Annotated in this window: 12 protein-coding genes and 1 pseudogene; 8 read left to right on the plus strand and 5 right to left on the minus strand. The window is 72.0% G+C overall.

What is annotated here, in order from left to right; translation table 11 throughout:
* Window positions 1–46: 46 nt before the first annotated feature.
* The 3 genes from ABZ215_RS40665 to ABZ215_RS40675 all read right to left on the minus strand — a co-directional run bounded on the left by ABZ215_RS40665 (window position 47) and on the right by ABZ215_RS40675 (window position 2725).
* Complete coding sequence (locus ABZ215_RS40665; protein ID WP_354956063.1) at window positions 47–658, minus strand: 2-dehydropantoate 2-reductase N-terminal domain-containing protein; 612 nt, start codon at window positions 656–658, stop codon at window positions 47–49.
* Window positions 659–2038, minus strand: coding sequence for an MFS transporter (locus ABZ215_RS40670; protein ID WP_354956065.1), 1380 nt, complete (start codon window positions 2036–2038; stop codon window positions 659–661).
* Window positions 2039–2137: 99 nt separating this feature from the next.
* On the minus strand, window positions 2138–2725 hold the full coding sequence (locus ABZ215_RS40675) for a TetR/AcrR family transcriptional regulator (RefSeq protein WP_354956067.1): 588 nt from the start codon (window positions 2723–2725) through the stop codon (window positions 2138–2140).
* Window positions 2726–2745: 20 nt separating this feature from the next.
* On the opposite strand from ABZ215_RS40675, the gene ABZ215_RS40680 reads away from it, so the two are divergent.
* Genes ABZ215_RS40680 through ABZ215_RS40690 form a run of 3 tightly spaced genes read left to right on the plus strand, consistent with a single transcriptional unit; the run spans window position 2746 to window position 6965 of the window.
* Window positions 2746–4683 carry a primary-amine oxidase gene (locus ABZ215_RS40680; protein ID WP_354956069.1) on the plus strand — a complete coding sequence of 646 codons (1938 nt, stop codon included), beginning with the start codon at window positions 2746–2748 and terminating at the stop codon, window positions 4681–4683.
* A gap of 14 nt (window positions 4684–4697) precedes the next feature.
* A complete protein-coding gene (locus tag ABZ215_RS40685) occupies window positions 4698–6281 on the plus strand; it encodes an amidohydrolase (protein WP_354956071.1) in 1584 nt (527 codons plus the stop codon).
* 9 nt (window positions 6282–6290) lie between these two features.
* Entirely contained in the window at window positions 6291–6965 is a 675-nt protein-coding gene (locus ABZ215_RS40690; RefSeq protein WP_354956073.1) for a DNA alkylation repair protein, read from the plus strand.
* Window positions 6966–7292: 327 nt separating this feature from the next.
* Here the strand turns inward: ABZ215_RS40690 and ABZ215_RS40695 are convergent, their stop codons facing one another.
* Window positions 7293–7730, minus strand: coding sequence for an ATP-binding protein (locus ABZ215_RS40695; protein ID WP_354956075.1), 438 nt, complete (start codon window positions 7728–7730; stop codon window positions 7293–7295).
* A 72-nt stretch (window positions 7731–7802) separates the two neighbouring features.
* A complete protein-coding gene (locus ABZ215_RS40700) occupies window positions 7803–8162 on the minus strand; it encodes an STAS domain-containing protein (protein WP_354710466.1) in 360 nt (119 codons plus the stop codon).
* A 143-nt stretch (window positions 8163–8305) separates the two neighbouring features.
* On the opposite strand from ABZ215_RS40700, the gene ABZ215_RS40705 reads away from it, so the two are divergent.
* The 5 genes and pseudogenes from ABZ215_RS40705 to ABZ215_RS40725 all read left to right on the plus strand — a co-directional run.
* Window positions 8306–9802 (plus strand): aldehyde dehydrogenase family protein, encoded by a 1497-nt coding sequence (locus tag ABZ215_RS40705; RefSeq protein ID WP_354956077.1) that lies wholly within the window; start codon window positions 8306–8308, stop codon window positions 9800–9802.
* The gene (locus ABZ215_RS40710) at window positions 9799–11058 is read left to right on the plus strand and encodes an MFS transporter (RefSeq protein WP_354956079.1); all 1260 of its coding nucleotides are present in this window, start codon (window positions 9799–9801) and stop codon (window positions 11056–11058) included. The genes ABZ215_RS40705 and ABZ215_RS40710 overlap by 4 nt, the downstream gene beginning before the upstream one ends.
* Window positions 10967–11677, plus strand: coding sequence for a VOC family protein (locus ABZ215_RS40715; RefSeq protein WP_354956081.1), 711 nt, complete (start codon window positions 10967–10969; stop codon window positions 11675–11677). Before ABZ215_RS40710 ends, ABZ215_RS40715 begins: the two co-directional genes overlap by 92 nt.
* Window positions 11678–11695: 18 nt before the next feature.
* Window positions 11696–12655 carry a LysR family transcriptional regulator gene (locus ABZ215_RS40720; protein WP_354956083.1) on the plus strand — a complete coding sequence of 320 codons (960 nt, stop codon included), beginning with the start codon at window positions 11696–11698 and terminating at the stop codon, window positions 12653–12655.
* Between the two features lie 97 nt (window positions 12656–12752).
* Window positions 12753–13118: pseudogene (locus ABZ215_RS40725) on the plus strand (hypothetical protein); the annotation flags it as partial.

Here is a 13118-nt window from a genome sequence, read left to right on the forward strand (position 1 = left end):
GCGGCGTCCAAGAGGGCGCGGACGTCGAGCAGCTTCTCCCCCGTGGTCAGCACGATCTCCGGCGCCGCGTCGATGACCGTCGCGGCATCAGAGCCCCGCTGAGGCCGTCCTCGCTCTCCTCGACGCTCGGATAGGCCGCGCGCAGCACGTCGAACGCCTTGGCCGCCAGCCGCGCCGGGAACACCCCGGTGGGCAGCCGGGTCGCATAACCACTGATCACCACCTCGGTGGCGCCGTGCCGCCGGGCCAGGTAGGGCAGCGTGCCGGTCTCGGCGAACGCGACGTCGGCCGGGTTGCCCGCCTCCGCCAGCGCCTTGCCGAACAGGACCGACCCGAGCGTGCCCGGCGGCAGGAACACCACTTGGCCGTCGGTGAGCAGCGGGGCGAGCCGCGCGGCGAGGTCGGCGTGCGTGGTCGAGGGCAGCGGGATGACGATCAGGGCGGCGTCACGCACCGCCTCGGCGAGGTCGGTGACCAGCTCGCCCACCCGCACCTGCCGGGTGCCGCGGTGGTCGCGGACGGTCATCGCGCCGGCGTCGCGGAGGGCCTGGTGTGCGGCGGCGTCGCGGCGCCACCACCGCACGTCGTGGCCGTTCCCGGTCAGTTCCGCGGCCGCGGCCCAGCACCCGTGGCCACCGCCCAGCACTGCGATCCTCATTCAGCTGACTCCTTCCGGTTGTGCGGCGGGTTCCCCGGCCGCGCGCTCCGCCGCGACGCTGCGCCGGAAGTGCCGGCACCCGCGCCACAGCAGCAACACCGTGAGCACGGACGCGAGACCGTAGACAATGGACAGTGACGAGCCGACCATCTTCGGGTCGCCGAACACCCGGTCGGTGACCAGCGCGACGAGCGTGGTGCCCAGCGCGAGCCCGATGAGGTTCGAGATCAGCAGGAAGATCGCCGACACCTGGGCCCGCATCTGGTTGGGGCTGAGCACCTGCATGGCGGCCGTGGAGGCCGGCATCGGGAAGGAGGCGAAGAACATCGCGACGGCCAGCAGCGCCAGCGACAGCCACAGCTGGCCGACCTGCGTGAAGGCGACGACCGGGACGGTCATGCCCAGCGCGCCGATAACCCCGGCCCGCATGGCCGCGTCGGTGTGGCCGCGCCGCGCCAGCCGGTCGACCAGCCAGCCGCCGAAGAGCACGCCGCTGCCGTTGGCCACCAGCACCACCACGCCGAGCAGGTAGCCGGCCTGGGTGGAGGTCAGTGAAAACGCGCGGATGTAGAACGCCGGCGTCCAGGCCATCATCCCCAGCAACACCAGCGCGTAGAGCGAGAACCCCAGGTAGTGCGCCGCGAACGTGCGGCGGTGCCGCCACAGGAACCCGATCACGTGGCGCAGCGCGACCTTCTGCACGCCGCCGTCGGCGTCGCGCCGGAGCCCGCGGCGGCGCGGGTCACGCACGGTGAGGAACACCAGCAGCGCCAGGACGATCCCGGGCAGCCCGACGATCAGGAACGTGAGCTGCCACGCGCGCACCTCGCCGAGCAGCGGCAGCGTGACCGCGTCCACCGACTTCAGCAGGTTGATGACGTACCCGCCGATGATGAACGCGGCGGCACCGCCGATGAACGAACCGAGCGAGTAGATGCCGTAGGCGCGCCCGAGCTTGCTCTTCGGGAACATGTCGCTGAACATGGAATACGCGGCGGGCGACAACGCGGCCTCGCCGACGCCGACGCCGATCCGCGCGAGGAACAGGTGCACGAAGTTCTTCGCCAGCCCGGAGGCCGCGGTCGCCAGGCTCCAGAACGCGACCCCGATGGAGATGATCAGCGGGCGGGAGCGCTTGTCCGCCAGTATCGCGATGGGCAGGCCCATCACCGAGTAGAGCAGGGAGAACGCCAGCCCGTTGAGCAGGCTGAACTGCGTGTCGGTGAGGTGCAGGTCGCGCTTGATCGGCTCGATCATCAGCGACAGGATCTGCCGGTCGACGAACGAGAACACGTAGGCGAGCATGCAGATCGCCACCACGTACCACTGGTAACGATACGATTTCCGCGCTTCGGGCAACAGGTCTTCGTCCAGCGGCACGAACGCCTCCCGTGATTTCGCCAGCGTTGCTGGAAAACGCTAATCACGGGAGGATCCGGGCGACATTGGGTGTTTCCCGTCGCCCGCTGAAGGATTCCCCTACGCCAGCCCGTCCAGGAAGGCGTCGATCATCTGGCGCTGCAGCTCCGGCGTGGTCGTGCCCGGGGTGAGCAGCGCCAGCGCCTGCACCCCGTTGAGCATGGCGAGCAGCTGTTCGACCACGACCTCGTCCGGCACGGGCGTGCGGACCTCGCCCGCGGCGCGGGCCTCGCGGAGGAACCCGCCGATCCGCTCGCGCCAGGCGGCCATCGCGGCGTCGTAGACCGACTCCAGTTCGGCGTCGGCGAGCGCGCGCTGCCAGAACGGCAGCACGACGCGGGCCTCCTGGCGGGTGACGTCCTCGACCGGCATGACCTCGTGGCAGAACACGCGGAGCGCGGCCAGCCCGGTCGCGTCGCCGAGCCGGTCCCGCACGCGGGCGTCGGTGTTGTCGACCACGCGGGTGAACGCCGTGCGGATGACGGCGTTCTTGCCGGGGAAGTAGTGCTTGAGCGCGCCGTTGGCCATACCCATCTCGTCGGCGATGGCCCGCATGGTGGCCGCGTCGATGCCGCGCTCGGCGATCACCCGCCACGCGGCGTTGGCGATCTCCGCGCGGCGCTGGGCGTGGTCGACCTGCTTCGGCATGCCTTCACGGTAACGGGCTCTTGCGTTCGCGGCGAAGATGCCTCACCCTTTCGTCTACACGTGGAGAAAAAAGGAGCCCGACGATGCCTCCGCACCCGCTCGACCCGTTGACGGCCGACGAGATCACCACCGCCCGCCGCGTCCTCGCCGACGCCGGCCTCCTCCCCGGCACCGCCCGGGTCGTCTACCTGGGCCTCGAAGAACCCGCCAGGGACACCGACCGCCCCGATCGCGTGGCGCGGGTCCTCCTGCACGACGTCACCGGCGGTCAGGACGTGCTGGTGTCGCTCACCGCGGAGTCCGTCGTCGCGCGGCGCGCGCTCAACCCGGCCGTGGACGGGCAGCTGCCCGTGCTGGACGAGGAGTTCGCGCTGGTCGAAGAGGTGCTCGCGAAGGACGAGCGGTGGCTGGCGGCGCTGGCCGCCCGCGACCTGGACGTGGCGAAGGTGCGGGTCGCGCCGCTGTCGGCCGGGGTGTTCGACTACCCGGAGGAGACCGGGCGGCGCATCCTCCGCGGTCTGGCGTTCGTGCAGGAGCACCCGGCGGACCATGCGTGGGCGCACCCGGTCGACGGGCTCGTCGGGTTCGTCGACGTCCTGGCCAGCGAGGTCACCCGGGTGATCGACCTCGGCCCGGTGCCTATCCCGGCCGAACCGGGCAACTTCGACGACCCGGCCGTCACCGGTCCACTTCGGACCAGCCAGAAGCCGCTGGAGATCACGCAACCGGACGGCCCCAGCTTCACCCTCGACGGGCACCTGCTGCGGTGGGAGAACTGGTCGCTGCGGATCGGGTTCGACGCCCGCGAAGGCCTTGTCCTGCACGAGATCTCGTTCCGCGACGGCGACCGGGACCGGCCGATCGTGCGCCGCGCCTCGATCTCCGAGATGGTCGTGCCCTACGCCGACCCCTCCCCCATCCGCTCGTGGCAGAACTACTTCGACACCGGCGAGTACCTCATCGGCCGCTACGCCAACGCGCTCGAACTCGGCTGCGACTGCCTCGGCGAGATCACCTACCTGGACGCGGTGATCGCCGACGAGTTCGGGCACCCCCGCGTCCTGCCCAACGCGATCTGCCTGCACGAGGAGGACTACGGGATCCTCTGGAAGCACACCGACCTCTGGGCGGGCTCGGCGGAGACCCGCCGCCAGCGCCGCATGGTCATCTCGTTCTTCACCACGATCGGCAACTACGACTACGGCTTCTACTGGTACCTCTACCTGGACGGCACCATCGAGTGCGAGGCCAAGGCCACCGGCGTCGTGTTCACCTCCGCCTACCCCGGCAAGGGCTACCCGTACGCCTCCGAACTCGCACCCGGTCTCGGCGCCCCGTACCACCAGCACCTGTTCAGCGCCCGGCTGGACATGGCCGTGGACGGGACCGCGAACCTGGTGGAAGAGGTCGACGTGGAGCGGGTGCCGATCGGGCCGGACAACCCGCGCGGCAACGCCTTCACACTCCGCAAAACGCCGCTGCGGAAGGAATCCGAAGCGCAGCGGCTCGCCGACAACCGCCGCGGCCGGGTCTGGCACATCACCAACCCGGAGTCCCGCAACCGGCTCGGCGATCCCGTCGCCTACGCGCTCGTCCCGGAGGGCAACCCGGAACTGCTCGCCGACGACGCGTCGTCCATCCACGCCCGCGCCACCTTCGCCACCAAGCACCTGTGGGTCACCCGTTACGACCCGGCGCAGCGCTACGCGGCAGGCGACTTCGTCAACCAGCACCCCGGCGGCGCCGGGCTGCCCGCCTACGTGGCCGGTGACCGCGACCTCGACGGGCAGGACCTCGTCGTGTGGCACACCTTCGGCCTCACGCACTTCCCCCGCCCGGAGGACTGGCCGATCATGCCGGTCGACTACACCGGCTTCAAGCTCAAGCCGGTCGGGTTCTTCGACCGCAACCCCGCCCTCGACGTGCCGCGGGCCCGCGGATCACACTGCTGCGACTGAGTGGAGGAATTCCCGTGTCCGTTCAGATCCACCGCAACGCCCGCATCCGCACGCTCGACCCGGCGCGGCCGGAGGCCTCGGTCCTCGTCGTCACCGACGGGGTGATCACCGCGGCTGGCGGCGAGGACCTGCTGGCGGCTCACGACGGCGAGGTCGTCGACCACGGCGGCGCGTTCCTGATGCCCGCGCTCGCCGACGTCCACAACCACCACCTGACCGCGGGCCGGGCCGACCTGTTCGAGCTGCAGTTCGACGGCACCGAGGACCTGCCCGGCCTGCTGAGCGCCATCCGGAAGTGGTCGGCGGAGCTGCCGCCGGACGGGTGGGTGGTCGGCGGCGGGTGGGGCAGCACGCTCATTCCCGAGTTGTCCACTTCGGACGCTCTGGCGGCGCTCGACGAGGCCTGCGGCGGACGGCCGGTGCTGCTGCGTGACGACAGCTGCCACAACCGCTGGGTGTCCTCCGCCGCGCTGGAACGCGCGGGAATTTCGGCGGACAGCGGGCTGCTCATCGAGTCCGCCCTGATCCCCGTCGAGCGGGCGTACGCGGCGTCCGCACCGTCCGATGTGGAGCAGGACGCCCGGGCGTCGCTGCGGGGCATCGAGATCCTGCACTCGTTCGGGATCACCGCCTTCCAGGACGCCGCCGCGTCGCTGCCGATGCTGCGGGCGCTCAAGCACCTCGACGACACCGGGCGGCTGGACGCGTGGGTGGTGACGTCGTTGCAGGTCAACGACCAGATCTTCGGCACCCACCCGCTCGGGCAGGACCTCATCGACCTGCGGGAGGACTACCGCGGCGGCCACCACCGGCCGGACTTCGTCAAGATCTTCCTCGACGGGGTGCCGACGTCGAAGACCGCCGCGTTCCTGCGCCCGTACCTGCCCGACGACGTGCACGGCCCGTCCTGGCGCGGCGAGACCACCATGACCGCCGACGAGCTGACCGGCTGGCTGCTGCGGGTGGCGGCGCAGGGGATGTCGGCGAAGATCCACTGCACCGGGGACGCGTCGGTGCGGATGACGCTGGACGCCGTGGCCGCGGTGCGCGCCGCCGGGCACGATGACGCGAAGTTCCACATCGCGCACGGCCAGTACGTCGCCGAGGAGGACGTGCCGCGCCTGGCCGAACTCGGGGTGACCGCCGACCTGTCGCCCGCGCTGTGGTTCCCCGGCGTCATCTTCGACGCGATCTGCGCGTGCGTGCCGCGGGAGCGTGCGGAGAAGCTGCACCCGAACCGGAACCTGGTCGACGCCGGGGTGCTGATCGCCGGCGGCTCGGACTGGCCGGTGGTGCCCTCGCCGAACCCGTGGCCGGGCATCCAGGGACTGGTGACGCGGGCCGACCCGACGGGCACGCATCCCGGCGAGCTGTGGCCGGAGCAGGCGCTCACCCTCGAGGAGGCCCTGCACGCCTACACGCTGGGCGCGGCTCGGGCGATGGGCGTCGACGACGTCACCGGTTCGCTGGTGGCGGGCAAGTCGGCCGATTTCGTGGTGCTCGACCGCGATCCGTTCGCCGTGCCCGCCGACCAGCTGGCCGGCACGCGGGCCGAGGAGACGTGGTTCGCGGGCCGCCGGGTGTACCAGCGCCGGTAGGGTGGCGTGATGGTGGCGGAGCTGATGGCCGAGCTGGCCGCGCTGGAGGATCCGAAGGCGCGGGCGGTCAACGAGAAGCACGGTGACGACCACGGTGTGAACCTGGGCAAGCTGCGCGCGATCGCGAAGCGGCTGAAGACGCAGCAGGACCTGGCGCGCGAGCTGTGGGCGACGGGCGACACGGCCGCGCGGCTGCTGGCGCTGCTGATCTGCCGCCCGAAGGCGTTCGAGCGCGCCGAGCTGGACACGATGCTGCGCGAGGCGCGGGCGCCGAAGGTGCACGACTGGCTCGTGAACTACGTGGTGAAGAAGAGCCCGCACGCGGAGGACCTGCGGCTGTCCTGGCTCGCCGACGCGGACCCGGTGGTCGCGAGCGCCGGGTGGGCGCTGACGACGGACCGCGTGGCGAAGCGGCCCGAGGGGCTCGACCTGGGGAGGCTGCTGGAGGTCATCGAGGCGGAGATGAAGGACGCCCCGGACCGCCTCCAGTGGGCGATGAACCACTGCCTGGCGCAGATCGGGATCTCCCACGCGGAGCACCGGGACCGGGCGATCGGCATCGGGGAGCGGCTGGAGGTGCTCAAGGACTACCCCACGCCACCGAACTGCACATCCCCCTACGCGCCGACGTGGATCACGGAGATCGTGCGACGGCAGGAGGGCACCGCGGCCAGCTCGGCATGAGGCGGCGGCGCGGTTGCCTGGCCGAGTCGCCCGGACCGCCTCCACCGGAGCACCGGGACCGGGCCATCGGGATCGCCGAGCGCCTGGCGGTGCTCACGGGGTGGATCACCGAAATGGTGCGACGGCACGAGAGCACCGCGGCCGGCCCGGGATGAGGCGGCGGCGCGGTTGCCTGGCCGAGTCGCCCGGACCGCCCCCACCGGAGCACCGGAACCGCGCCATCGGCATCGCCGAGCGGCTGGCGGTGCTCACGGGGTGGATCACCGAAATGGTGCGACGGCAGGAGGCCAGCCCGGGGTGCGGCGGCGGGCCCTTCCTGGCCCGGCCTCAGGGGCAGCGGCCCCACGGATAACTCGTGCAGTCTATCGCCGCCCACACCGTCTTCCCACCGTCGCCGCGGCGCCGGCTGCCCCAATCCTCGGTCAGCTTGGCCACCATCGCCAGGCCCCGGCCACGCGGGCTGGCCGGGTCCGGCCTGCGGAGTTCCGGTCGCCGCGGGGAGGGGTCGTCCACCTCGACGCGGATCCGGCACGGGTCGCGCTCCCGCCACAGCCGCAGCTGCCCGGCGCCGCCCGCGTGCTCGTGGGCGTTGGTGAGGATCTCGGTGGCGACCAGCTGAACAGCGACGAGGTGGTCCTCCCCGAGATCCGACAGCGCTCTGGCCGCCCACCGCCGCACCGCCACCAGCGGCGGCACGGTGCCCGGTTCGAGGTCCAACGTCAGCGGTGGTTCCGAGATCTCCGACATCGGCTGCGTGGTCACCATCCCCAACTCCGTCCTGTCTGCTCAAGACGGTCGCCGACGACCACCCTGCTGGCCGGACGCCAAAACCGCAACTCAGGCGACGCCGGCCTCGGCGTGCGCGATGTCGGTGTAGACAGCGAGCGTGCCGGTCAGCCCGCTCAGCTCGAGAACCCGCCGGGAGATGCCGTCCGCCACGATCCGCAGCCGTGTGCCGCCGCGCAGGTGCGTCTCGACCAGGGCCCGGAGACCGCAGGCCGCCAGGAAACCGACCCCGGTCAGGTCCACCACCAGCACCCCGGGCGCCTCGCGCAGCGCCGTCGCCAGCGCGTCCTCGAGCACCGGCATCGCCTCGAGATCCACTTCGCCGTGCACCGACAGCACCAGCCCGCTGCCGGTGCGCCGCACCTGGACGCGGCACAGGGCCCGGGGCGGATGGTCGAAGCAGGTCGGCATGGTGCCGCCATCATCCACCCTCCCCGGACCGCCCGCACCCTCCGCACATAGAGTCTCTCGATTTCCGGCATAGCCAGAATTGGCTTCCTTGTGGATCGCGCACGGCTCACGATGTGTCGCACGAAGCCAGATGGGAGCGTGACGTGACAACAACGAGCAGCCCAGGGGACGTGATCCGCACCCGGTGGTCCTCTTCGGACGACGCCGACCGGTTCACCGTGGAGAACCCGGCCACCGGCGAACCGGTGGCGGTCGTGCAGGGCGCCGGGGTCAAGGAGACCGACCTCGCCGTCCAGGCGGCCTACGACGCGCACTTCGCGTGGAAGGCCCGCAGCCCGCGGGAACGCGGCCGCTGGCTGTGGAAGATCGCGCAGGCGGTGCGCGAGAACGCCGACGAGATCGCGGCGCTGGAAACCTCCGACAACGGCAAACCGCTGTCCCAGGCGCGCCAGTTCGACCTGGAGGCGGCCATCGCGATCTTCGAGCTGTTCGCGAGCCTGTGCGAGGCGATGCCGAACCAGGTCCGCGACGCGGGCAGCACGCTGGACATCACCACCCTCGAACCGTACGGGGTGGTCGCCGCGATCGTGCCGTTCAACTGGCCGCCCCTGCACGCGGCGGGCAAGCTGGCCCCCGCGCTCGCGGTCGGCAACGCGGTGGTGATCAAACCACCGGAGCAGGCGCCGCTGTCGGTGCTGCGCGTCGTGGAGATCGCCCAGTCGATCCTGCCCAACGACGTCGTCCACGTCGTGCCCGGCACCGGCCGCATCGGGGCCCGGCTGGCCGCGCACGAGCTCGTCGGCAAGATCTCGTTCACAGGCGCGCCGAGCACCGGGTCCGCGGTCATCAAGACCGCCGCGGACAACCTCACCCCGACACTGATGGAGCTCGGCGGCAAGAACCCGTTCATCGTCTTCGACGACGCCGACCTCGACAGCGCCCTGCCGTGGGCGATCGAAGGCGGGTTCTTCAACCAGGGCGAGGCGTGCACGGCCGCGTCGCGGGTCCTGGTCCAGGCCGGCGTCCACGACGAAGTGGCGCGCCGCTACGCCGAAGCCGTGCCGCGGCTGCGGGTCGGCGACGGCGCGGACCCCGGCACCCACGTCGGCCCGATGGTGACCGAGGCCCAGCGCCGCCGGGTCCTGGACTACATCGACGTCGGCATCGCCGAAGGCGCCACGGTCGCGGCCCAGGCGCCGCTGCCTGCCGACCCGCGGCTGGCCGGCGGCTTCTACGTCCCGCCGACCCTGTTCACCGGCGTCCGGCGGGACATGCGCATCGCCACCGAGGAGATCTTCGGCCCGGTCGTCACCCTGATCCCGTTCCAGGACGAGGCCGAGGCGGTCAGCATCGCCAACGGCACCGACTTCGGCCTGGTCGCCGGGGTGTTCACCCGCGACTCCGAGCGCGCCCTGCGGGTCAGCCGCGCCCTGCGCGCCGGGATGGTGTTCGTCAACAACTACAACCGCGCCTTCACCGGCACCCCGTTCGGCGGGGTCGGCGCGAGCGGCTACGGCCGCGAGCACGCGCTGGAAACCCTGCACGAGTTCGGCTACAGCAAGAGCATCCGGCTGCCCTCCGGCACCAGCGAGATCCCCCGCTGGGCGCCGTCGCTCGAAGTCACCGGGCGGAACGGGTGACGACGGCGGCCGCCGGCACGGCGGTCCCGCCCGAGGTCCGGCGCCGGGCGCTGCGCAAGGTCGCGTGGCGCCTGGTCCCGCTCGTCCTGCTGATGTACACGGCCGCGTTCCTGGACCGGGTCAACCTCGGCACCGCGGCCCTGACCATGAACGCCGACCTGGGGCTGTCCGCGGCCGCGTTCGGTTTCGCCACCGGCATCTTCTCCGCCGGCTACATCGCGCTGCAGATCCCGAGCAACCTGGCGCTGCAGCGGGTCGGCCCGCGCCGGTGGCTGGCGTTGCTGATGGTGTGCTGGGGCGCGGTCGCCACCTGCACCGGGTTCGTGCAGGGCGAGGGCTCGCTGATCACCCTGCGCGTGCTGCTCGGCGCCGCCGAGTCCGGGTTCCTGCCCGGCATGCTGCTCTACCTCACCTACTGGTTCGCCCCGGCCAGGCGCGGGCTGATCAGCGTGATCGCGAGCCTGCCGTTGTACGCGGTGATCGGCACGCCGCTGTCGGCGGTGATCCTGCAGGGCACCGACGGTCTGGGCGGGCTCACCGGGTGGCGGTGGATGTTCATCCTGGAGGGCCTGCCGTCGGTGCTGATCGGGCTGCTCGTGCTGGTGTGGCTGACCGACCGGCCGGAGAAGGCGCGCTGGCTCACCCCGCGGGAGCGCGCGGCGGTGCTGGCCGAGGTGCCCCCGCCCGAGGGCGGCCGTCCGCGCATCCGGCTCGCCGACCTCACCGGGCGGCTGCGGGACGCGCGGCTGCTCACCTTCGCCTTCGCGACCGGGCTGCTGTGGGTCGGGTTCGCCGCGCTGACCGCGTTCCTGCCGCTGATCATCGCCGGTTTCGCCGAGTCCTACGACACCCGGCTCAGCCTCGTGCAGACCGGCCTGGTGACCGCGCTCGTCTACCTGCCCGCGATCGGCGTCGCACTCTTCTGGGCGCGCCACTCCGACCGGCGCGCCGAACGGGTGTGGCACTCGGCGGCGGGCGCGCTGCTCGCCGCGGTCGGCGTGCTCGTCGCGATCAACGGCAACGGCCTGGTCGTCACCCTCATAGGCACCGTCCTGCTCACCGCGGGCATCTACGCCAGCCTGTCGCTGATGTGGCAACTGCCCATCGGCCACCTCCGGCCCGGCCCGGCGGTGGCGGTGGGCAGCCTCCGGGCAGAGCCGCTCAGTGCCCTCGTACAGGTTGCGGGTACCAGGGAAACGTGGTCGGTGGCGAGAATCAGGCCCCCTTCACGCGGATGGGGCCGGCCAGGACGGTGAGCGCGCGCACGGGCTGGGCCAGTACGAGGGCGGCTGGTTCCCCGGTCTGGGCATCGCCAACCGGATCGTCCCGCTCGGGCCGGACCAGTATATCGAGGTGGAAAGCGTCATCGACGCCTACTCGCCCGAGCACAACGCCTCCGACCGCTGGTTCTACGAGCAGATCCGCGGCGGCGACGTCTACCTCGGCTGGTGCCTGCGGGTGGACACCCGCGCCGAACTCGAAGCCGTCGCCGCGCGCCTGGGCACCGGCATCATCGAAACGGGCTTGCGGCAGCGGCCGGACGGCAGCCTCAGCGCGCCCGCCCGCACCCCGGACACCGTGTCGTGCTGGAGCCGCGGCCTGCCCAACGTCTTCCACCTCCCCGACCTGAGCGTGCACCCGGCCGCGCAGCCCTGCCCGTCCGCGGTGACGCCGCGGGGGATCGCGTGGATGGAGGTCGGCGGCACCCGGGAGGACATGGTCGGCTGGCTCGGGCCGGAGGCGGCCGGGCTGCCGCTGAGGTACAACGGCGACCGGCCGGGCCTCTACGCGGTCGCGGTGACCACGGCCGACGGGGAGATCGTCATCCGGCGCACGGCCGTCACCCAGCCGGAGCCCGCCGGGCGCGGGAGCTGAGCGACCTACGATTCCGGGGTGACCGCCGATCGCGCGAAGGGAACCGGGATGGAGCCTGCCGACCAGGGCGAGCTGCGGCTGTCCGGACTGGACCTGCCGCTGCTGCACGCGTTGCACGCCCTGCTCGCCGAGCGCAGCGTCACCGGCGCGGCGATCCGCCTCGGCCGCAGCCAGCCCACCCTGTCCAGCGCGCTCGCCCGGCTGCGCCGGCACTTCGGCGACGACCTGCTGACGCGGTCCGGCAACCACTACGTGCTCACCCGGTTCGCCGAGCAGCTGCGCCCGCTGACCGGGGTGGCCGTGGCCGCCGTCGAGCGCGTGTTCAGCGCCGAGGCCGAGTTCGACCCGGGCGAGACGAGCCGCGAGTTCACCATCGTGTCCTCCGACAACGGCATCAGCGTCGTCGGCGGGCTCCTGGTGGCGCGCGTCGCGCGGGAGGCGCCCGGCGCGCGCATCCGGTTCGTGCCGGTCACCCCGGAATCCATCAGCCGCAAGGACGAGTTCTACCGCACGGTCGACGGCGTGCTGATGCCGCACGGCTACCTCGACCTGCCCCGCAACATCGACCTCTACACCGACCGCTGGGTGTGCGTGGCGTCCGCGGCCAACACGCGGATCGGCGACCGGCTGACGATGGACCACCTGCGGGAGCTGCCCTGGGTGGCGACGTTCGGCGACCCGCTGGGCCGGGCGCCCGCCTGGCGGCAGATGGAGATGCTCGGCGTGGTGCCCCGGGTGTGCGCCACGGCCGAGTCGTTCCTGGCCATGCCACAGCTCGTCCGCGCGTGCGACGCGATCGCGCTGCTGCAGGAACGAGTCGCCGCGCTGGTCGCGGACGTGCCCGGACTGCGGATCCTGGAGTGCCCGTTCGACGCGATCCCGCTCGTCGAGGCGTTCTGGTGGCACCCGATCCACGACGACGATCCCGGCCACGCCTGGATGCGGCGCTGCCTGACCGGACTGCGGCCGGACGCATAGAGTCCGTCCATAACCGGCATCGGAAGTATTGGCTTCCTTCGGAATGCCCGCGGCCGAAGAATCGGCAGGGTCCCCGCTCTTCCCTGGAGGCTCACCGATGAACAGCCGACCGCCCACTGTGGACGTGCACGCGCACGTCTGGCTGGACGACGTCGAGGCACTGGCCGCCGGACGGCCCGGCTACCGCGACCACAACGAGCTGGAGCTGCGCCGCGCGGGCACCGCGTCCGCCGCGGTCAGCGCGGACCAGGCGGCGCGGCGGCGGCCCCGGCTCACCGACGTGGCCACCCGGCTGTCCCTGATGGACGAGTCCGGAGTGGACGTCCAGGTGGTGTCGGTGGTGCCGACGCAGTACCACAGCTGGGCCGACCCGAGGTGCGCGCCGCCTTCCCGCAGCTCGACGGCGACCACTGCGAGTGGATCGTGGCGTGAATCGTGGCCGGTCAAACCGGTCAAAACGCGA

It is taken from the genome of Amycolatopsis sp. NPDC006131 (genome assembly GCF_040614175.1).
GTDB classification, from domain to species: domain Bacteria; phylum Actinomycetota; class Actinomycetes; order Mycobacteriales; family Pseudonocardiaceae; genus Amycolatopsis_E; species Amycolatopsis_E tucumanensis.

Coding starts and splice junctions, on each gene's coding strand:
- ABZ215_RS40665 (WP_354956063.1), bottom strand. CDS start 658: ATGAGGATCGCAGTGCTGGGCGGTGGCCACGGGTGCTGGGCCGCGGCC.
- ABZ215_RS40675 (WP_354956067.1), bottom strand. CDS start 2,725: ATGCCGAAGCAGGTCGACCACGCCCAGCGCCGCGCGGAGATCGCCAAC.
- ABZ215_RS40690 (WP_354956073.1), top strand. CDS start 6,291: ATGGTGGCGGAGCTGATGGCCGAGCTGGCCGCGCTGGAGGATCCGAAG.
- ABZ215_RS40695 (WP_354956075.1), bottom strand. CDS start 7,730: ATGGTGACCACGCAGCCGATGTCGGAGATCTCGGAACCACCGCTGACG.
- ABZ215_RS40700 (WP_354710466.1), bottom strand. CDS start 8,162: ATGCCGACCTGCTTCGACCATCCGCCCCGGGCCCTGTGCCGCGTCCAG.